Here is a 22,619-nt window from a genome sequence, read left to right on the forward strand (position 1 = left end):
GAACCAGGCAGCCTTAGATTGTCTTATTTTCGGACAACGGAAACAAAACAGTCCCGGCTTGATGCAATTTGCCAATCGTAACCCCCCGGAACCACCCTTCACCGGGGAACTCAACTCACACCCAAACCAGCATTTGGCGAGCAGCTCATCAGATGATTTCAGAAAAGAAGGTTTTTATTTTAATGTAAATGTGCTAAAATGATGTTTAATACAAAATATTTTGCCGCATAAAGAAAGCATTTATGGCATAAAGTGAGGACACAGATGGAAACAAAAAGACAGGATAACGAGACAAATATAGAGGAAAAACAGAAAAGTTCGGGTGCAGCACGGGAAATCCTAAGCTGGGTTCTGACTTTCGCATTAGCAATCGGAGCGGCATTTCTGATCAAAAATTATCTGATCATCAATGCGGATGTGCCGACAGGATCAATGGAAAATACGATCATGCCGGGAGACCGTCTGATCGGAAACCGTCTGGCATTTTTAAAGAGCACACCGGAGCGCGGGGATGTTGTGATCTTCCATTATCCGGATGACGAGGAAGAACTTTATGTAAAAAGGGTCATTGGACTGCCGGGAGAGGAAGTCCGCATCGAGGACGGAAAGATTTATATTGATGGAGATGAGACACCGCTTGAGGAAGATTATTTAAAAGAAGAATGGACAGTGGCGACGGGACCATATTTATTTGAAGTGCCGGATGACTGCTATCTGGTTCTTGGAGATAACCGTAATGATTCCTGGGATGCGCGTTACTGGGATAATAAATATGTAAGCATTGATAAGATACTCGGTAAGGGTGAAGTCATTTACTGGCCGCTGCAGGATATCAGAAAAATTAAGTAGAAAATTTATAAAAAAGAGTTTGACAGACAGAAGGTAAACATCAGGTGCAGGGGGGGCAGACATGATAACATTTCTTTCAAAGTTTTTTATCAGGGAAAAAGAGGATAAAGCGAAAATCAGGCAGGAGTACGGAATGCTTTGTGGTATGGTGGGGATTTTTTTAAACATCCTGCTTTTCTGTGGTAAATTTTTGGCAGGGACGATCAGCCGCTCGATCGCTGTAACTGCAGATGCATTTAACAACCTGTCTGATGCAGGATCTTCGGCAGTCACACTGATCGGATTTAAGTTAGCCGGGGCAAAACCGGACCCGGAGCATCCGTTCGGACATGGACGGATTGAATATGTGTCGGGACTGGTCGTTGCGGCAGCTATCCTTCTGATGGCATATGAGCTGATCCGTGATTCGCTGGTAAAGATCATTCATCCGGAAGAAACCGAGTTTTCCGTAATGGTGGTTGTGATCCTTATTGTTTCGATTCTCGTAAAATTGTATATGTATCTTTATAACAGCGGGGTGGCAAAAAAGATTGATTCTGCGGCAATGAAGGCAACAGCAACCGACAGCCTGAGTGATACCTGTGCAACGGCAGTGGTACTTGCAGCAACTTTGATCGGACATTTTACAGGGCTTTATGTGGACGGCTATTGTGGTGCGCTGGTGGGTGTATTTATCTTGTGTGCAGGCATTGGTGCAGCAAAAGATACGTTAAATCCACTTTTGGGACAGCCACCGGAAGAGGAATTTGTACAGAAAATTGATCAGATCGTAATGGCACATGAGGAGATATGCGGGATTCATGATCTGATCGTGCATGATTATGGTCCTGGAAGACAGATGGTGTCGCTGCATGCGGAAGTTCCGGCAGAGGGAAATATCTTAGAGATACATGATATTATTGATAATGTTGAAAATGAATTAAAAGAAAAGTTAGGCTGTGATGCGACGATACATATGGATCCGATCGTGACATCAGATGAACATGTCAGTGAGATGAAAGCTGCAGTGACATCCATTATCAAGGGAATCGATGAGCAGATCAATATGCATGATTTCCGTGTTGTGACGGGGCTTACACATACGAATATTATTTTTGATGTTCTGATACCATATAAATTTCATATACAGGATGACGAGCTGGTTGCACGCATTACATCACAGGTGAGAGATCGTCTTGGAAATAACTATTATGTCATTATAAAAGTCGATCATTCTTATGTATAAAAGAGCAGGGTAATTCAGGTTTTTACAAAGGAGAAGCGTATGCAGACACAAAACAGGGAACTGATCCTTTTGGTAGATGATGATCCGGGTAATCTGAAAAGAGCACAGACAATTCTTGGGGAAGAATTTCGAATTTCTGCGACTACATCCGGGAAAATGGCATTATCACTTCTTTCAAAAGTGACGCCGGATCTGATCCTTCTGGATGTAAATATGCCGGAAATGAACGGATTTGAAACACTGACAAAGATTCGCGAACTTGAAAATGGAGCTGCGATACCGGTTGTGTTTCTGACCGGTGATAATGATGCGGAGACAGAGACAAAATGTTTTGAAGCAGGGGCGATGGATTTTGTCGGAAAACCATTCGTCTCACAGGTATTAGTAAGCCGTGTGAAACGGATTCTGGAGAATAAACAGTATCAGAATCATTTAGAAGATATGGTTGCATCACAGGTTGCCCAGATCACGCGCATGCAGGATGAGGTGATCACCGGTATCGCAAACCTGATCGAAAGCCGTGACAACAGCACAGGACTTCATGTAAAAAATACGCAGAACTATGTGCGGATTCTGACGAGGGCGCTGCGTGAGGGGGGACTTTATGCAGATATACTTGATTATAATTATGAACTCAATACGGTAAAAGCATCGGTACTTCATGACATTGGAAAAATTAAGACGCCGGATGCAATCCTTTTAAAACCGGGAAGACTTACTGACGAGGAGTTTGCTGTCATGAAAAGGCATACCGTAGATGGCTGTGAGATCATTGACGGGATCATAGGAACTGTGGAACATGAGGAATATGTGGATATTGCCAGAAAAATAGCAAGACACCATCACGAAAGATGGGATGGTACAGGATATCCGGATGGATTAGCCGGGGAGGAGATTCCGTTATGTGCAAGGATCATGGCGCTTGCAGATGTTTTTGATGCACTTTATCAGGAACGGTGTTACAAAAAAGCAATCCGTCCCGCATCGAAAGTATTTGAAATAATAAAGGAAAACAGCGGTTCCCAGTTTGATCCGAACCTTGCAGAAATTTTTTGTGAATTACAGCAGGAAATTACGGATGTCAGTGAATGAGGGGAAACGTTATGAAAAGAGAAATCAGGAAAGACAGAGCGGGACTGATCCCGTACATACTTTATACCATATATACGGTTTATATGGTAATGGCAGCAGTTTACTTAAAATGGCCTAGCTGGGTAGCTGCAGTGGTAGTCTGCGGACTTTTGGCAAGCATCGGGCTTCGGATTCTGTTAGGACGATCCGCAAAACTGGCAAAATTATTTTGTTCGGTAATGATCTGGATGAACATTATTTTATATACAGTTTTTACGGATGGATCGTCTCTTACCATGGCAACGGTTGCGGCAAGTGTCGTGATGTTGTCTCTTTTTGATCTGATCGAGATTAATTATATTTCGTTGGCAGCAACGCTTCTTTTGTTTGGTCTTGATACATTCCTGTTAGATAAAGTTAATTATGATAATCCGGTACGGGAAATGGAATTTTTTATGCAGTTTCTTGCGATCATCATCCTCGAACTCATGGAAAATAAACAGTTAAAGAACCGTATACAGCATGAAATCGAACTTGACGAGGCAATGCGTGAACTTGAAGAAGCGGAACATGCAAAAGATGATTTTATGGCAAATATTTCACATGAGATCCGCACACCGTTAAATTCGATCATCGGAATCGGCTCAGAGTTACTGGATGCGAAAGTGGATGATACGACCAAAGAGCAGTTATATGATATTACGGTCGCAGGCAGGAATCTGATGTCCTTAGTGTCTGATATTCTGGATTTCTCAGAACTTGAAAATGATACTATGGAGCTTGTGGAGGAGCCTTATAATATCACATCTGTGATCAATGATGTGGTAAATATGGCACATGTGTGGAATAAAGAAAAGAATCTTGAGATCATTGTGGATTGCGAGGCAGATATCCCGAATAATCTGCTTGGGGACAGTCAGAAGATCTACCGTATTATTTTAAATCTGATCAACAATGCGATCAAGTTTACGGATGCCGGAGGTGTCATTTTGTTTGTTGGCGCCCGCAAGGAACCATATGGTATCAATCTCATGGTGAAGGTAAAAGACACCGGAATCGGCATGAGTGAGAAAAATATAGATGCACTGGAAAATACATACAATCAGGTAGATACAACACGCGACAGACGAGCCGGAGGTGTTGGTTTAGGACTTGCGATCTCACGCAAAATGATCGCAAAGATGAATGGACATATGCATATCGAGAGTGTTCCTGATGTGGGGACAACCGTTTCCATTATCATACCGCAGAGAGTACTGACGGATATGCCGCTTGTATCTGTACGTGATGCAGGGGATAAAAAGATCGTTTTTTATATGAATCTCGAAAGATATCGCTTTGGGCAGCTTCGTGACGGTTATCTTGAATGTATACAGAGGATGATCGATCAGCTTCATGTAGATGCTGTGCGCTGCTCTACGATGCATGAGTTAAAGAACCGTATCGAACATGAAACATTTCAGTTCCTGTTTGTTGCGGATGTGGAATATTTTGAGGAACAGAGTTACTTTGACAGCCTGACCGACAAAATGAAAGTAGTTGTCATGGCAAACAGGGATTGTGATCTGCAGAAAGTCGGATCAGAAGTACAGCTTATTTACCGCCCAATCCATGTGTTCTCAATTGCCACTGTTTTAAATGGCGAAAAACTTCAGCAGGATGCTTATGATGAAAGGTGGCACCATGACAGATTCCGCATAAAGGGAGCAAAAATTCTCGCTGTGGATGACAGTGCCATGAATTTAAAAGTTGTTTCAAGCCTGCTTAGCCATTATGGAATTACGATCGATACGGCACTAAGCGGCAAAGAAGCCATAGAGAAAATAAGTGACAGAAGCTATGATCTTGTGTTTATGGATCACATGATGCCGGAAATGGATGGTGTGGAATGTATGCACAGGATTCATGAACTGCCGGGATTCAGGGAGAGAAAGATACCGGTCATAGCACTGACTGCCAATGCGATAGGCGGAGCCAGAGAGATGCTGATAAGAGAAGGATTTGATGATTTTGTTGCGAAACCGATTGAAAAGTCAGCAATGGAACGTGTCCTCCGCAAATATTTAAGTGCATTTATTGAAAAAGATACAGGGGAAGCAGAGAAAAATAAAACGGAAGTGACTGAGAAAATATCTGGTCAGTCCAAAGAGGAACAGAGTAGAAGTAGTGAAGTATCCGGCGAGTCAGAAGAAAGACAGAATGGAAGCAGTGAAGTATCCGGTGAGTCAGAAGAAAGACAGAATGGAAGCAAGGAAGTATCCAGCGGGTTATCAGAAGAAGAGAATTTTGAGGTGGCAGGTATTGATCATAAGTTAGGACTTTCCTATTTTGACGATAATGAAGCGGATTATATGGAGATCGTACAGTGTTTTTATGAACAGGGAAGAAGCCAGATCCAGACACTGCAGGAGTTGTATGATAAAAAAGACTGGGAAAATTATAAGATCAACATACATTCTCTGAAAGGACAGAGCCTGACGATCGGCGCAAAAGATCTTTCTGCAAAAGCAAAGAGAATGCAGGAAGCATGTGAGCATAAAAATGAAAATTATATCATACAAAACCATGTGGAGCTGATAGCAGATTATTGTGCGATTCTCGATGGACTGTCAAAATATGTAACGGCAGAGGGAGAAGAAAAGACCTTGTTACAGAAATTAGCGGCTGCGATCGATAATTTTGATCAGGAGGAGGCAATAAAACTGCTGGAAAACGTAAAAAATGAAGCAGACAGTTCACTGACGGATTCGGATGCACAGATTATTGCTGATATGACAGAACAGATTGAACTGTTTGATTTTATCAGTGCAGCAGAAACATTAAAAAAATGGAGAGGTGACGTGCAATGAATAAGTTAAGTGACAGAATTATCCGGGTACTGATCCGGAAAGATGTTTCCATTCATGCACAGTTATTCCGGTTTATGTCACTGCTTGGAACGATTGCAATGGCAGTAGGCGGAGTTTATACGCTTGCCGAAGGGATGGAAATAAAAAATGTTATTGCATTGTTTGCCGGGGCATTTTTTATGGGAGTGCTTTTCTGGGCGGGAAAGAAATTTAAGCAATATGATATCTGTTCCTTTATTCTGATGCTGGGACTGAATGGGATTTTCCTGCCGGTTACATTTATGCGTTCCGGGGGTTTAAAAAGCGGTATGCCGCTCTGGTTTGTACTCGGTTTTATCTCTCTCTTTTTTCTGCTCAGGGGAAAAGGTCTTATCGCGGGAACAGTCATAACAATCATTGCAGATGCGGTCTGTTTTTATATAGCGATGGTTTATCCGGAGAAAATTGTTTATATGGAATCAGAATCTGTGATTAACGTCGACATTATCATAAGTACTGTTATAACTGTTTTTCTGACCTGTGCATTTATGTTTATTCAGATCACACTCTATGAGTATCAGCGAAAAGAAAATGAAAAACAGCAGGCAAAGCTAGTTGCTGCAATGAATACACAGAGCCGTTTTCTTGCCAATATGAGTCATGAGATCCGTACGCCGATCAATACGATCATAGGGTTAAATGAAATGACACTGCGGGAGGAGAATCTGTCGGACGATATTATTGAAAATGCCAATAATATCCAGAGCGCAAGTAAGATGCTGCTATCCCTGATCAATGATATTTTAGACCTGTCGAAGATCGAGGCTGGAAAAATGGAGGTTGTTCCGGCACGTTATGAGACAGGTAAGCTTTTCAGTGAGATCGTAAATACGACCTGGATACGTGCACATGAGAAAAATCTGGAGTTTTGTGTCAACGTATCCGAAAAACTGCCGTCAATGTTATACGGCGATGAAATGAGGATCAAACAGGTTCTGACGAATATTTTAAGTAATGCGATCAAGTACACGCAAAAAGGATCTGTTACGTTGTTTGTGGAAGGGGAGCAGACAGGGACGGATGAAATCCTTTTAAAAATGTCCGTGATCGATACCGGTATGGGAATCCGGCAGGATGATATGAAATATCTGTTTGACAGTTTTAAACGGGTCAATGAGGGCAATACGAAAGGAATCGAAGGAACAGGACTTGGACTTTCCATCTGCAGCCAGCTCGTAAATCTGATGGGCGGTCAGATCACGGTTGACAGTATTTATCAGAAGGGTTCCACTTTTACGATCACGATTCCACAGAAGATCGTGAATGCTGCACCGCTTGGAAATCTCAACTACAACAGTTCATCGAGACATCAGAGGTCTTCCTACAAAAAGAGTTTTGAAGCTCCGGAAGCAAAAGTACTTGTTGTGGACGATAATGATATGAATCTGCTTGTTGCCAAAAAGCTGCTCCGGGAGACAAAAGTCCAGCTTTCCTTAGCACACAGCGGAATGGAATGCTTAAAGCTGACGGCGAAAAATAATTATGATGTGATCTTTATGGATCATATGATGCCGGAAATGGATGGAGAAAAAACCATGGATCTGGTACGCAATCAGGAAGGCGGATTCTGCCGGAAAACACCGATCATCGCCCTGACGGCAAATGCAATGTCGGGAGCGGAAGAGAAGTATCGTAAAATGGGATTTTCCGATTATCTTGCGAAACCGATCAACGGCATTCTTTTTGAGGCAATGCTGCTCCGTTATCTGCCGAAGGAGCGTATTGAATATATGGTTGCTCCGGATGAGATCAGTGAAATGGACGGATTCCGTATTTTAGGGCAGAAGAAAAAACAGAAACTGATCATCAGTACAGATAATGTGGTAGATCTGCCGAATGATGTGGTAAGGCAGCTTGGAATACCGATGATGCATTATTTTGTAAACACGGAATACGGTCATTTTGAGGATATGGTGGAAATCCATTCGGACAGCCTGCTTTCTTATATTGAAAAAGATCAGTATGCAAAATCAGAAGCACCGACAGTCGGGGAGTATGAGACATTTTTTGGAAATCTGCTTGAGGAGGCAGAGCAGGTGCTTCACATCTGTATTGCTTCCGGATCGGGAAAGGGATTTGAGAATGCAGGAAAGGCAGCAGCCGGATTTTCCCATGTGCAGGTCTATGATTCGGGACATTTATCCAGTGGCACAGGACTGATGGTAATGCAGGCGGCAAACATGTCATTGAAAAACAGGGATATGGATGAGATAATACAGAAGTTAGATGAGATGCAGAAAAAAGTGCAGACAAGTTTTATACTTGACAGTTCTAAGCAGCTTTACCGCAGCGGGCTCTTAAATAAGCAGGTTTGGAAACTGACAGAGATGCTGCAGTGTCATCCGGTTTTGTCACTGCACAAAAAGAAAATAGTGCCGTCCGCGATCTTTTTTGGTGATACGGAGAATGTTTATAAAAAATATATTCGTGCGCAGATGGCGCGGTTTGCCTCCATTGATCAGAGAGTTTTGTTTATAACGTCTGCAGGGTGTTCAAAAGAGACGAAAGACATGATCTTAGAGGAAGTGCAAAAATATAAGCAATTCGATCAGGTATACATGCAGGAGGCGTCGGCGGCAATCACGAGTAACTGCGGAGCGGGGTGCTTTGGACTTATTTATATGTTAGAGTAAGATTTTAATGGTGCTGTTTGCATCATAAATATAGTACGAAAGGAAGGATGAGGAATGAAAAGTGTAAAGAAAAAGATAACGGCAATGTTGTTAACAATTCTTCTTATATTTAGCGGGAGCATGATCGCAGTGGATGTTATGCAGCCAGTCACTGTTGCAGCGGCATCTGCTGTAAAGCTGAATAAAACGAGCCTGACGATGACAAAGGGAAAGACATATCAGCTTAAATTAAGACCGGCGCAGAAAAAAGTGAAATGGTCATCTTCAAAGAAAACAGTAGTCAGCGTTTCAAAAAGTGGAAAACTGACTGCAAAAAAAGCAGGAAAGGCAACAATTACAGCAAAGGTCGGGAAAAAGAAATATACCTGCAAAGTAACGGTAAAAAATAAGCCGGCAGCTGTTCTGACAAAAGCAGATAAAGAGAAAGCAGAAGTTCTAAAGCTGATCAATAAAGAGAGAAAGGCGCAGGGAAAATCTTCTCTGAAAATGAATGATACCTTAAATGCTGCAGCAGATAAGCGGGCAAAAGAGCTTACACAGCTGTTTTCGCATACAAGACCAAACGGAGAGAGCTGTTTTTCTATTTTAAGTGAAAAGAAGTATCAGGTAAATTATCGCAGTGCAGGTGAAAATATTGCGGCAGGTTATACCGATGCAGCAGATGTTATGAATGGATGGATGAACTCACCGGGACATCGTGCTAATATTTTAAGCGATTCTTATGATCAGGTTGGAATCGGTTATTATTATGATGCGAATGCGCCATATCGTTATTATTGGGTGCAGATCTTTATGGGAAGCTGGTAAAAAAGTATTGACATTTTAAGAAAGAGTGTTATACTCGGACACATAAAAACAGAATATGATCTTCAGGGCAGGGTGAGATTCCCTACCGGTGGTATAGCCCACGAGCCGCAAGGCATGATTCGGTGTAACTCCGAAGCCGACAGTATAGTCTGGATGAAAGAAGATATGGATAAGCAGGATTGAAAGGATCGTTTTAAACGATCGGTAAGAATGCATACAAGGCTCTGGAATAGTATTATTTCAGAGCCTTTTTGTTTATGACAATAGAATTTCGCAGAGCGTGTATTCTATCGTCATGAATCAACAAAGATTGCAGACTCTGTCTTGCAGAAAGGGGAATGTATTCATGCAACAGGAAAGATATATGCGCCGTGCAATGGAACTTGCAGAACTCGGCAGAGGATGGACAAAGACAAATCCGGTGGTTGGTGCGGTTCTTGTAAAAGGGGACAGGATCATCGGGGAAGGCTATCATAAAAAATTTGGCGGACTTCACGCAGAGAGGGAAGCGCTGGCGGATTGCAGGAGCAGGGGAGAAGATCCGGCGGGAGCAGACCTTTATGTGACATTAGAACCGTGCTGTCATTACGGGAAAACGCCTCCATGTACACAGGCGATCATAGAAGCTGGCATCAGCCATGTGTTTGTCGGGGCGAAAGATATTAATCCACTTGTGGCGGGAGGCGGAATCCGGCAGTTAAGGGAGCAAGGCATCCTGGTGACGGAAGGAGTTTTACAGGAGGAATGTGAGTACCAAAATCGGGTATTTTTTCATTATATCCAGACAAAACTGCCCTATGTGAGGATGAAATATGCGATGACACTGGATGGAAAAATCGCGTCGGCATCCGGAAAATCGAAATGGATCACCGGGGAGGCGGCAAGAGAACAGGTACACCGCATGCGACATGAAATGACCGGAATCATGGTTGGGGCAGACACGGTAATCGCGGATGATCCAATGTTAAACTGCCGTTTGCCACAAACGAAAGACCCGGTCAGGATCGTTTGTGATACGACACTGCGGATACCGCTTAAGAGCCGTATCGTGCAGACCGCAGAGGAGCAGAAGACCATCATTGCAACCTGCTGTCAGGATGAAGCAAGGATCAGGGAATATCAGAAATATGCATGCCGGATCATAGTGACAGAGCGTGCGGATGGAAAAGTAGATTTAAAAGAACTGATGCGGCAGCTTGGAGCAGACGGGATCGAGAGTGTATTACTTGAGGGCGGTGCCATGCTGAACTGGTCGGCGTTAGAAGCCGGAATCGTCAATGAGGTGTATGCGTATGTGGCACCGAAACTGTTTGGCGGTGCAGATGCCAAAAGTCCGGTTGCAGGAATGGGCGTGGATCATCCCGATGATGCGTACCATCTGGTCAATCAGAGGATACAGCAGGTGGGGGAGGACATTCTGATCACCGGGGAGCTGAAAAATAAATGAGAGGGAAATAGATACATAAGGTTTGAACATACTGTAAAAAGGCAGGGAGGGGAGGAAATTTGTTTACAGGAATTGTGGAAGAGGTCGGAAGAATCATAACAGCGGACCGGAAAGGCAATTCTGCCAGACTGAAAATAGAGGCAGAAAAAGTATTGGAGGATATCAAAATTGGTGACAGCATTGCCGTCAACGGAATCTGTCTTACCGTGACATCTTTTGGAAAAAACTATTTTACCGCCGATGTAATGCACGAAACGCTGCGGAGGTCATCGATTGGAGAAGCAGCGTCAGGCAGCCCGGTGAATCTGGAGCGCGCGATGGCGGCGAATGGCAGATTTGGCGGTCACATCGTGACAGGACATATTGACGGAACCGGAACGATCTGTGAAGTCATATCAGATGAGATCGCGATTTATTATTCCATTAAAGCGCCTGAGAAGATCATGCACTACATTGTTGAAAAGGGTTCTGTCGCAGTGGATGGGATCAGCCTTACCATTGCAGAAACGACACAGACCACTTTTATGGTGTCTGTTATCCCGCATACGGCGCAGTGTACGGTTTTGGCTCACAAAAAGGCGGGGGATAAGGTAAATCTGGAAAATGACTGTATCGGGAAGTATATAGAACATTTTTTGAACTGGAAGGAAGAAAAAATAACGGAGAGTAAGATCACGAAGGAGTTTTTATTTTCTAATGGATTTTGAAAACTCAGAAAAATCAAGTGAAAGTTCTTGCATGGAAAGGGAGAAGTATAATGAGAGAATTTGATACAGTGGAACAGGCATTAGAAGAATTGAAAAAAGGAAAGATCATTCTTGTGACAGATGATGAAGATCGTGAGAATGAAGGGGATTTTATCTGCGCGGCAGAGTTTGCAACGACAGAAAATCTGAATTTTATGGCAACACATGGAAAAGGACTGATCTGCATGCCGATGTCAAAGGAGATCTGTGAAAAATTAAGACTCCCGCAGATGGTGGCAGACAATACGGATAACCATGAGACCGCATTTACCGTATCGATCGATTATGTCGGCACAACGACTGGAATATCGGCGGAGGAACGCGGTATGACGGCAAGGCATTGCATCAGTGAGGATGCAAAACCGGAAGATTTTCGCAGACCGGGACACATGTTTCCACTGCTTGCAAAAAAGAATGGTGTGTTAGAACGTAACGGTCATACAGAAGCAACCGTTGACCTGATGCGTCTTGCCGGATTAAAAGAGTGTGGTTTATGCTGTGAGATTATGCGTGAGGACGGAACAATGATGCGTACAACAGAGCTCATGGAATTGGCAGAAAAGTGGAACATCTGTTTTATCACGATCGCGGCAATTCAGGAGTACCGCAAAAAACATGAGAAACTGGTAGAGTGCGCAGCAGTCGCAAAACTCCCGACAAAATATGGAGAATTTAAAGCGTATGGTTATCAGAATATTTTAAACGGGGAACATCATGTTGCGCTGGTAAAAGGTGAGATCGGAGACGGAGAGGATGTGCTATGCCGTGTACACTCCGAGTGCCTGACGGGAGATGTATTCGGATCTTTGAGGTGTGACTGCGGGGAACAGCTTGCTGCGGCAATGGAACAGATCGAAAAAGAAGGCCGCGGAATCCTGCTTTATATGCGGCAGGAGGGAAGAGGCATCGGATTACTGAACAAGCTGCGCGCCTATACATTGCAGGAGAAAGGAATGGATACGTTAGAGGCGAACCTTGCGCTCGGTTTTGCGGGGGATGAGCGGGAGTATTACATCGGAGCACAGATTTTAAAAGATCTCGGTGTAAAAACGCTGCGGCTTCTGACCAATAACCCGGATAAAGTTTACCAGTTGAAAGATTATGGCATGGAAATCAAAGAGCGCGTGCCGATCCAGATGAAGGCGACACCGTATGATCTGTTTTATCTGCGGACGAAACAGGAAAAGATGGGGCATATGCTTCGTTTTGAATAAGAGGATAAATATAATATTAAGTATCTATGGTGTCAACCTGACATCAACATTATAAAAAAGGAGATAAAAAAATGAACGTTTTAGAAGGAAAATTAACAGGAGCAGAGGATATTAAGATTGGGATCGTGGCAGCGAGGTTTAATGAATTTATCGTGTCAAGACTGATCGGGGGTGCACTTGACGGGTTGAAGCGTCATGATGTACCGGAGGAGCAGATTGATCTGGCATGGGTGCCGGGAGCGTTTGAGATACCGGTGATCGCAGAGAAGATGGCGGCAAGTGGAAAGTATGATGCAGTGATCTGCCTTGGGGCAGTGATACGCGGGGCAACGAGCCATTATGATTATGTGTGCAATGAAGTTTCCAAAGGGATTGCAAGCGTTTCCTTACAGAGCAAAATTCCGGTTATGTTTGGCGTTCTCACGACAGATAATATTGAACAGGCAATCGAGCGTGCCGGAAGCAAGGCGGGAAATAAGGGATATGAATGCGCTGTGGGTGCGATCGAGATGGTGAACCTGATGCGTGTGATGAAGAACTAAAGAAGAGACCAGGCGGTGCCAGATGTTTCTGGATTCTAAGCTGCCTTAAAAATGGTTCGTTCCCGGATTCTAATTAAAAGGGAGCATCCCAAAGTTTGTGTAAACCTCCAAACTGATGTAAGATAAAATTACTCAGTTTGGAGGTTATTTTTATGGCAAGAAGAAAAGACAGCCCACAAAAAGCAGCAATGAGAGAAATTTGAAGATTTATCTTTAGAAATCATATCATCAATCACGCCAGGCTGCATCTGATTCCCATTTACATTCCGTAATCTGCATATTTGAAAATGTTGCCTTATATGAGCCTTCTGTCGGGCTGCATGCATATATTCCATAAGTAATTTTTTCTGCACCTTCCCACATATGGAAAATACGCATTTGTCTGAAATTTATGCCATCCTCACTGCATTCAATACAGTAGTCACTGTCCCTTCGTGAAAAACGATACCACATACTTTTAATATCAGAGGATATGTCTGTTGTTGCCCAGTCAGAATATCCATGATTGGTTACAACGCTTCCCAATCGCTGTATTTTTTTATTCTCATATTCTATAGATGCCTTAAACCAATTATCACTATTTAAATACATAGCCACACCACACTGGTCAAAACGACAGGTACTCTCGAATTCTGTTTTAACAATAAAAGAAAAGTACTTGTCCGTTGTTTCAACTTGAAATACTGGAGCATTATCATTTTGAAAACCATAATAAGTGCGTGCCCATAAGTCGGTACCCCTTTCTGTAAGAATTACAACTTTATCCTCACTAATTTGTACCTGCTTTGGTTGACGTATCCATTTAGGATTGTTTTTCAAAAATTCCATCTTTTTTCTCACTTTCTTTTTTATTTTAATAAGCAGCTATATTTAGTGCCTACTTTTCACTGTATTATAATTAGTAATTTTCTTTTGTCTTCTGCAAAGAATGACTCCTATAAGTAGCAACACTGGAAAAATAATTCCTGCCAAAATTCCCATCTTTAGGTTATCCCCAAAAGCTCCTGATACCATTCCAACCAATGTAGGACCTCCTGAACAACCTATATCTCCACCTAATGCCAGCAATGCAAACATGGCTGTTCCCCCTTTGGGCAAAGCTGCTGATGCCTTGCTGAAAGTTCCAGGCCACATGATTCCCACTGAAAGCCCACAGACAGCGCAGGCAATCAGATTTAATAGCGGAATCGAGAATAATGAAATCCCTAAATAGGATAAAATACATAAAAAACTACTATAAATCATAAAGTGTTCCAAATTGATACGGTCACCATACTTACCATAAAACAATCTTGATATTCCCATTAGAACCGCAAATGCCATCGGCCCTGCTAAGTCGCCGGCTGCCTTTGAAATTCCAAGACCTTTTTCTGCAAAAGCAGAGGCCCATTGACTTACTGCTTGCTCACTTGCTCCTGCACATATCATCATAATCAACAAAATCCAAAAAATTTTCATCCGAAACAATTCCTTTAATCCAAGTCCGGTATCTCCATCCTCAAGCAATGGTGCAATGGGAACCTTTGAAAAAACAAAAGCATTTCCAATTGGAATAACTGCCCAAATAATGGCTAATATTTTCCAGTTATCTATACCGACTACATAAAAGAACACTGTTGATATGAGTACAACTCCGGCGTGTCCCCAGCAATAAAAAGAATGCAACAGGCTCATTGCTTTTTCCTTATTGTCGGATGGACAAGCCTCAACAACTGGACTGACTAGGACTTCCAAAAGTCCACCACCTACCGCATAGATCATTACAGCAATCAAAATTCCAATAAAGGAAACTGGTAAAATCTCTGGTAAAACTGTAAGAAGGAATAAGCCTGCCGCTGCTAGAACATGAGCTATAATCATTGATATCCGATATCCTATTTTATCAACAAATCTGACAGAAATAAAATCAACCAGTAGTTGTATCCCAAAATTAAAAGTCACTAACAATGTAATTTGGGAAATTGGAATATGATAGCATTTTTGAAAAAACAAAAAAAGCAGTGGTGTAAAATTATTAACGATAGCTTGTACAATATAACCTACAAAACAGGCTGTAATTGTCTTATTATATTGGCTTTTCATTTTGTCCTCCTCTAATAAATGTGATTATATCGTAAACTTTATATCTAGTCATTGTATAAAATCATATATTTATGGTACAATATAACAAATTTTATTATTTATGAGGAAATATAGCATGGAGACTTTTAAGATAACTACAGATGAAACACTACGAGAAACCATCCAGCATGGCAACAATCGTTATCCATTTGCATACTATCCTGATAATATTTGGAAATTTGACTTCCATCGCATTGACTGGCATTGGCATCATGAATTAGAATTTCTTTATACTGCTGAAGGTACTGCGCTCTGCCTTATAGGTACAAGTAAAATAGAACTACATAAAGGTTGCGGCATATTTATCAATAGCGGTGTCCTGCATCGTTTTGAAGCACAAAGCAGTACATTTGCACCTAATATTGTTTTTTCGCCAACCCTATTAGCACCCGAAAACAGCCTCATTTACGAAAAATATATTCTTCCTGTGATAAGCTCGTCTGTTCCATATCAAGTTTTCAGTCCATCCAACACATTTGGAAAACAGGTGCTACAACTTTTGTCGCAAATTTGTACTATTCAGGAAACTAAGCCGGATAATGAATTATGTACTATACAACTTTTATTTCAGCTTTGGAACATATTGCAAAAAAATATGGATTGGACTTCTGATTCTAACAGTATTCATCGATTAAATCACAAACAAGCAAGATTACAAGCTATGATGCAGTATATTCATGATCACTACATGGAAGAGATTACATTGGAGACGATTGCGGCATCGGCATCTATCAGCAAAAGTGGAGCTTTACACATTTTTCAAACTGGCATCCACTGTTCTCCGGTAGCATATCTAATTCAATACAGACTAGCACAGGCTGCTGAACAACTTTATATCACTCAAAAACCGGTTTCTTCCATTGCAGAAGAAACCGGATTTACAAGTTCCGGCTATTTCTGCCGGAAGTTTAGACAATATTATCATATGAGTCCAAATGAATACAGAAAGAAGAAAACAGAGGAAATTTCTTAATTTCTACTTTCTGTAATCATACAATATTTGGAGATGATGTTGTTTTTCGTTTTATTATCTGTATCAATTATGCTGACAATATACTATTTATGCATCATATTTACAATGTTCAAAAGATAAAAGTATTCTATATGCAAATGGATAGATTTATATATTTAATCTATCTGTTTGCAATTTTAATAATAACTCCTTGTATCCCGCCAGCCTTTCATATACCCGGGAGTTTGACAGTTGAATATTAGAAAATATACTCGCAGGTCGCATAAAACCTGCTTTTTTTGCGTCAATTTTCTTGTTTTACTATATTGCATTTTATTGCAATGTGTTGTATAATAAGCTATGGGAGGATTTTTGTATGCGAGTTACGACATCTAAATCAAAAAATTCAGAATCATTTTATATTTCGAAAGGTTATGTTAACAACAAAGGCGTCAGTACTTCTGTTATCATTCGAAAACTCGGAACACTGAAAGAACTCTTGCCTGAACATGGTCCTACCCGTGATGATGTCATGAAATGGGCTCGTGAAGAAGCAAGACTGGAAACACTGAAATATAAAAAAGAGCAGCAAACCAAATCTGTTCAGATAGCTTTTCATTCTGACCATAAACTGGATTATGACCAACAGGTCTTTTACCGTGGAGGGTATCTTTTTCCACAAGCTTTTTATTATCAGCTTCAGTTGGATAAGACCTGCCGAAAACTTCGGGATAAGCATAAATTCAAATACGATATCAATGCCATTCTTTCTGACTTGATTTATGCAAGGATTTTAGAACCAGCCAGCAAACGTTCTTCTTTTAAAACGGCTTCTGAATTTCTGGAAAAACCTTCTTATCAACTGCACGACATATATCGTGCTCTTGATGTATTAGGAAACGAATGCGATTTTATCCAGTCAGAAGTATATAAAAACAGTCATCTTCTTGGAAAACGAAATGATAAGGTGCTTTATTATGATTGCACAAACTATTTCTTTGAAATCGAGCAGGAAGATGGGGATAAGAAATACGGAAAAGGAAAAGAACATCGTCCAAATCCCATCATACAAATGGGAATGTTCATGGATGGAGACGGGATTCCTCTTGCTTTTTCACTTTTTCCAGGAAATGCGAACGAACAGACTTCATTAAAGCCATTGGAAACAAAAGTTCTTCAGGACTTTGGCTGCACTAAATTTATTTACTGCAGCGATGCAGGACTTGGTTCAGAAGCCATCAAAAAAATAAATCATGCCGGCGAAAGAGCATTTATCGTTACCCAGTCGATCAAAAAATTAAATAAGGATGATAAAAGATGGGCGTTGGATAAGACTGGATTCAAACGGGTTTCCGATGATTCTCCTGTTGATCTTTCAAAAATCCCGGAAGATGATATGGGATTATATTATAAAGATAAGCCATATACGCCCCACTCGCTGCACCAGCGTCTGATTATTACATACTCTCCTAAATATGCGAAATATCAAAAAACAATACGCAATGAGCAAGTGGAACGTGCAGAAAAGATGCTCCATTCCGGAAAAACAAAAAAAGAACGAAGGAATCCAAATGATCCAGCAAGATTTATAGGTAAGACTGCCGTTACAGAAGATGGTGAAATTGCTAAGATTGAAAATGAAGCACTTTATGATGGAATGTATGCGGTAACGACAGACCTTCTGGATGATGATGTAAAAGATATCTTAAAAGTAAGCGAAGGCCGATGGGAAATTGAAGAATGCTTCCGCATCATGAAAACTGATTTTGAAGCCAGACCGATATATCTCCAAGAGGATATGCGTATCAAAGCACACTTTCTCATCTGTTTTCTTGCGTTAGTAATCTATCGTTACCTGGAAAAGGGTTTAGGAAATACCTATACTTGTGAAACAATTTTAGACAAACTCAAGACCATGAATTTTGCCGATGTACAGGAACAGGGATTTATGCCCCTGTACACACGTGATAAATTAACCGATGCTTTGCATCAGGTATGTGGTTTTGAAACAGACTTTCAGCTTATTACCAAAAGTCAAATGAAAACAATTCAGAAAAAAAGTAAGGGAAGGAAATAAATTACCATACTTCAAAACGAGAACAAAACACCTCGCAACCAGCATAAACACTGGATTTGCGAGGCGTTTTAGTCTACTCAACTGTCAAAGACAGGATTTTAACACAGGACATAATGTAATCAAAATTATTTTGCAAAAAAACAAGCCCAATAGCAGCATCCTGCCACATATCGGACTTGTCTGTTATTTTGATTTTTGAATAAAGCTATCTGCCAAGTGTATCGGAGATATTTTCGGAAGATTTCACCTCCGTGCTTTCAGAGGATTTCACTTCTGTACTTTCAGAGGATTTTACCTCAGTGTTCTCAGACGATTTCACTTCAGTACTCTCAGACGATTTTACCTCCGTATTTTCGGAAGATTTCACCTCCGTATCTTCGGAAGATTTCACTTCCGTGCTTTCAGAAGATTTCATATCTGTCTTTTCCGAAGAAGGCATGTTCAGATTCCATGTGGATGCAGGGACTGGTACTTCGGTTGTCTCGGTTGGATCTTCCGTCTCTGTCTCATGGATCACATCTGGATCTTCATAAACAACCTCATCAACTCCGGCACGAAGAAGGATTCCCTTTGAACCGAGAATATTTACGCTGATCATATCTCCATCTTTTACGTTATCGAGACTGGTTGTAACAAGTGCAGAAGAAATGTAGTTGGTAGGAACTTTCTCGCCATTTACAAAGATCTTTGTATTCTTGGTAAATCTTGAACCGTACACAGCAAAAATATTGCGGTCAGAATTTTTGCGGAGATTGGAAATTGTAACATCCTCCACATCCATCTGAAGGTCAGTAGCAGGATAGAGATCCTCGCCGCTGTAAGTATATCTTTTGCCGTAAAGTAAATCATACTGCAGATTCTCAAGACCATTTAAGTATGTCTCGGAATTGCGCTGTGTCTGATGGTAATTAAACATGGTTCCTTCGTGGATACCTGCCTGATCTGTGATCTGGGAAAGAAGCTGGTAAGCGGTCAGATCAGCATCTTCTTTCGGAAGTCCCATATTATTCCAGGTGATATATTTTGTCTTGAAAATATCACCGGATTTCATATCAGAATCAGAAAGTCCCATGGTCGGAAGATGATCGCCGAACATTACGACGATGGTATCCTCACCACGACGGTCAACAGCGGAGATCAGATCGCCGATGAAATCATCTACCTCATGGATCATATTTACGTAATATTCCCACTGATTGTTTGATTCTTCTGTTGCTGCGCCGGTAACTTTGATTGCCGGATCAGTTAAAATCTTTTCGGTCGGGTAATCACCGTGGCCTTCTACGGTGATCGTATATACAAAATCGGACTGATCTTTTGTGGAATCCAAGGCTTTTACAGTTTCCTGAACCAGTATATCATCCGTTGGCCAGTTGCCGTTTGGTGTGTACTGTGTGATGTTCATCAGCTCTTTACTGGTAAATGTGTCAAATCCCATCATGGAGAAAGCATTGTTTCTGCTGTAAAAAGTAGCTGTATTATTGTGAACTACATGTGTTCCGTAACCGATCTTTGATAAGTCAGATGCAATACTTTCGCAGTCTGTCTGTTTTAAAATGGTTTTGTAAGGATATTCACCGGTTCCGAAATACTGCATGCTCATGCCGGTTAAAACTTCAAACTCTGTGTTTGCGGTACCTGCGCCGACAACCGGAACGGTAAGATATCCGGTCGAGTAGTTACTCTCTAAATTATGGAAATTCGGAATCGGATCTTCGGACATATTTAAAAAGTTTACTTCGTAAGGATCTGTAAATGACTCTAACAGGACACAAATGATATTTGGTTCGCTGTCTTTTGAAACTGTTGTCTGTTCCTTGGAAGAATTGACCAGAGTTTCAATCGCATCGACAGTTTCCTCAGAATAATCATCCGGTTTGCTCATACCACGGCCAACCACGCTGGTGGAGAAACCGTATACAAAACCATAATCAGCATAACCCTGGGCAATGTTGGAAAAATAGGAAGCAAGGATGTTAGAACCCTGTGCAGCCTGTGTTGTGATCGGAAGTCCTACTAAAAGTAAGGCAGCAATCGCAACTGGTCCTAATACAAAATGACGTTTTCCCTGATATTTTGGTCCTTTTGCAAAAAAGAAACCTAAAAATACAAAAAATGCAACAACAACACCGACTACAAGAGTTGCCTCTTCTGCGGTAAAATAGTTTGTATTCTGCATTGCGAACAGGTCAGAGATACATTTTAGATCGGTGTAGCTGAAAGGTGTGACACGGTTTGAAAGGATCAGACCGTTGATCGTACCAAGAAACAGCCATAAACCACTGATCAGTACACGTAGCTGCGCCCTGCACCGGAACAGATATACGATCGAGAGCGATGCAAATACGATAAATGCATTGTAAAGGTATGCAAGTGTGTGATTATGTAAGAAAGAGATGGTTGAAAGAAAATCTCTTCTTGAAATCACTTCGATCGCAAATGTCAGCATGCATGCTAAGATAAAATGAAATACTAATGAGTACTTGTTTAAAAATGCTATCATTTTATAATATTTTTCGCCGTGTGGCTTTTTCTTTGGTAATTTTGAACGGATAAGAGAAATCTTATCAAGACAAAGATGTAATTTTTCTTTCATGGTGACCTCCCAAAGTTTCGTATAATATCAAACTGTCTATCTTTAAATGGAAATGCTGTTGTTTTTGGTATTTTGTAAAAGGTACGTAAACCCTGTGTAAAAATATTATTTTTGACACTAAGAGAATATATCGCTTCTCAGGTAAAAAATCAATCGGAAAGATGAATAAAAAAGAATGAACAATCTGTGTTTTTCTATTGAATATGAATAAAAAATGAACAAAATATGTCCAAAACAGGTAAAAACAGGAAGAAAATTGGGATTGCAAGTGTGCAAATCTCCTATATAATAAGGAAAGAAGGTAATCAGATAAGCCCCAGATATTATAAAGTGCTGTCTGCACAGGCATATCAGGAAAATGTTGCGTCGGGAAAGGAGAGCCACATATGGGAGAGTTTACTCATTTTAATAAGGAAGGAAATGCGATCATGGTGGATGTTCATGCCAAGGATGATACCTACCGTGTGGCAGTGGCAGCCGGAAAGATATATGTCAATGAGGAGGTGTATGCGGCAATCAAGGGACATACCGCAAAAAAAGGAGATGTTCTTGGGGTGGCGCGCATTGCAGGAATCATGGCTGCAAAGAAAAATTCGGAACTGATCCCCCTATGTCATATCATTGCACTGACAGACTGTGAAGTCAGCTTTAAGATGCATGATGAGGAAAGTGCTATTGAGGCAATCTGTAAGACCTCCTGTATCGGAAAGACTGGTGTTGAGATGGAGGCGATGACAGGGGTGAGTGTGACACTTCTGACCATTTACGATATGTGCAAGGCGATGGACCGTGGGATGCGGATCACCGACATTCATTTGCTGGAAAAGGATGGCGGCAAGAGTGGACATTATGTCTGTGAAAAATAAGATTGGTGCCCGCCAAATGCTGGTTTGTGGTTGTGATGTGAGTTTCCCGGCGAAGGGGGGGTTCGAAGTTTTGTGAGTGGCAAATTGCATCAAGCCGGGACTGTTTTGTTCCGTTGTACGAAAATAAGAAAGTCTAAATATGCCTGAGTTAGGTTGTGGCTGAGTGACGTGTGCGTCTTAAATGTGCCATCCGGGCACATTAAGACTTGTGCTGCCGTCCGTGGCAGCACAACACTGTATTTCGGGCAGGCATACTAAGACTTTCTAATTTTCTCCCAAAGTCACAAAACAAGTTCCGGCTTGATGCGATTTGCCAGCCACAGGGTTGTGAACCACCCTTCGCCGGGGAACGCATTTTACAACTTTGGCGGGTGTAAATTTTTAGTGTTTTGTGTCTGAATCTGATAAAAAAATATTTCCAAATAACTATGTTTAATAGATTATTATTGGTTTGATAATACTGGAAAAACCTCAATGTATCCCGTTATGCCTATGTTTATTGCCATACACATTTGAAAAAATTATTCTGTGTTATTTTGTCTGGCATTTTACGAAATAATTCATGTAATACAATGTAGCATATAA

General features: G+C 41.3%; 17 protein-coding genes and 1 riboswitch. Of the genes, 14 read left to right on the forward strand and 3 right to left on the reverse strand.

The features are described from left to right. The 11 genes from DW650_RS19850 to ribH all read left to right on the forward strand — a co-directional run. On the forward strand, positions 1–202 hold a 202-nt coding region (locus DW650_RS19850), incomplete at its 5' end, for a hypothetical protein (RefSeq protein ID WP_207662849.1). 62 nt (positions 203–264) lie between these two features. Beyond that, on the forward strand, positions 265–849 hold the full coding sequence (lepB, locus tag DW650_RS16200) for a signal peptidase I (RefSeq protein WP_117920686.1): 585 nt from the start codon (positions 265–267) through the stop codon (positions 847–849). Between the two features lie 61 nt (positions 850–910). After that, on the forward strand, positions 911–2,074 hold the full coding sequence (locus DW650_RS16205) for a cation diffusion facilitator family transporter (RefSeq protein ID WP_117920685.1): 1,164 nt from the start codon (positions 911–913) through the stop codon (positions 2,072–2,074). A 39-nt stretch (positions 2,075–2,113) separates the two neighbouring features. Further along, positions 2,114–3,166: a response regulator gene (locus DW650_RS16210; protein ID WP_118210526.1), complete on the forward strand. Its 1,053-nt coding sequence runs from the start codon at positions 2,114–2,116 to the stop codon at positions 3,164–3,166. A gap of 11 nt (positions 3,167–3,177) precedes the next feature. Beyond that, positions 3,178–5,994: a hybrid sensor histidine kinase/response regulator gene (locus tag DW650_RS16215; protein WP_243102997.1), complete on the forward strand. Its 2,817-nt coding sequence runs from the start codon at positions 3,178–3,180 to the stop codon at positions 5,992–5,994. Next, positions 5,991–8,666 (forward strand): DegV family protein, encoded by a 2,676-nt coding sequence (locus DW650_RS16225; RefSeq protein ID WP_118210527.1) that lies wholly within the window; start codon positions 5,991–5,993, stop codon positions 8,664–8,666. The genes DW650_RS16215 and DW650_RS16225 overlap by 4 nt, the downstream gene beginning before the upstream one ends. A 54-nt stretch (positions 8,667–8,720) precedes the next feature. Beyond that, a complete protein-coding gene (locus DW650_RS16230; RefSeq protein ID WP_117920681.1) occupies positions 8,721–9,473 on the forward strand; it encodes a CAP domain-containing protein in 753 nt (250 codons plus the stop codon). Between the two features lie 54 nt (positions 9,474–9,527). Next, a riboswitch (FMN riboswitch) is annotated at positions 9,528–9,642 on the forward strand. A 177-nt stretch (positions 9,643–9,819) separates the two neighbouring features. Next, positions 9,820–10,920, forward strand: coding sequence for a bifunctional diaminohydroxyphosphoribosylaminopyrimidine deaminase/5-amino-6-(5-phosphoribosylamino)uracil reductase RibD (ribD, locus tag DW650_RS16235; RefSeq protein WP_118210528.1), 1,101 nt, complete (start codon positions 9,820–9,822; stop codon positions 10,918–10,920). A 59-nt stretch (positions 10,921–10,979) separates the two neighbouring features. Further along, on the forward strand, positions 10,980–11,627 hold the full coding sequence (locus tag DW650_RS16240; protein ID WP_117920679.1) for a riboflavin synthase: 648 nt from the start codon (positions 10,980–10,982) through the stop codon (positions 11,625–11,627). 50 nt (positions 11,628–11,677) lie between these two features. Continuing rightward, a complete protein-coding gene (locus tag DW650_RS16245) occupies positions 11,678–12,880 on the forward strand; it encodes a bifunctional 3,4-dihydroxy-2-butanone-4-phosphate synthase/GTP cyclohydrolase II (protein WP_117920678.1) in 1,203 nt (400 codons plus the stop codon). 71 nt (positions 12,881–12,951) lie between these two features. After that, positions 12,952–13,422, forward strand: a complete 471-nt coding sequence (ribH, locus tag DW650_RS16250) for a 6,7-dimethyl-8-ribityllumazine synthase (RefSeq protein WP_117920677.1) — start codon at positions 12,952–12,954, stop codon at positions 13,420–13,422. A gap of 228 nt (positions 13,423–13,650) precedes the next feature. Here the strand turns inward: ribH and DW650_RS16255 are convergent, their stop codons facing one another. Continuing rightward, entirely contained in the window at positions 13,651–14,250 is a 600-nt protein-coding gene (locus DW650_RS16255; protein WP_118210529.1) for a DUF1349 domain-containing protein, read from the reverse strand. Positions 14,251–14,292: 42 nt separating this feature from the next. After that, complete coding sequence (locus tag DW650_RS16260; RefSeq protein WP_118210530.1) at positions 14,293–15,504, reverse strand: MFS transporter; 1,212 nt, start codon at positions 15,502–15,504, stop codon at positions 14,293–14,295. 115 nt (positions 15,505–15,619) lie between these two features. On the opposite strand from DW650_RS16260, the gene DW650_RS16265 reads away from it, so the two are divergent. Then, positions 15,620–16,516: an AraC family transcriptional regulator gene (locus DW650_RS16265; protein ID WP_243102998.1), complete on the forward strand. Its 897-nt coding sequence runs from the start codon at positions 15,620–15,622 to the stop codon at positions 16,514–16,516. Positions 16,517–16,871: 355 nt separating this feature from the next. Continuing rightward, entirely contained in the window at positions 16,872–18,572 is a 1,701-nt protein-coding gene (locus tag DW650_RS16270; RefSeq protein WP_118210532.1) for an IS1634 family transposase, read from the forward strand. 205 nt (positions 18,573–18,777) lie between these two features. On the opposite strand, the gene DW650_RS16275 is transcribed toward DW650_RS16270, so the two are convergent. Beyond that, positions 18,778–21,168 carry an LTA synthase family protein gene (locus tag DW650_RS16275; RefSeq protein WP_118210533.1) on the reverse strand — a complete coding sequence of 797 codons (2,391 nt, stop codon included), beginning with the start codon at positions 21,166–21,168 and terminating at the stop codon, positions 18,778–18,780. Positions 21,169–21,554: 386 nt separating this feature from the next. Here DW650_RS16275 and moaC point away from each other — a divergent pair, with 386 nt between their 5' ends. After that, positions 21,555–22,034, forward strand: a complete 480-nt coding sequence (gene moaC / locus DW650_RS16280; protein ID WP_118210534.1) for a cyclic pyranopterin monophosphate synthase MoaC — start codon at positions 21,555–21,557, stop codon at positions 22,032–22,034. Positions 22,035–22,619 lie beyond the last annotated feature (585 nt).

The sequence above is a fragment of the Roseburia sp. AM23-20 genome, assembly GCF_003470905.1.
Lineage (GTDB): Bacteria > Bacillota > Clostridia > Lachnospirales > Lachnospiraceae > Roseburia > Roseburia rectibacter.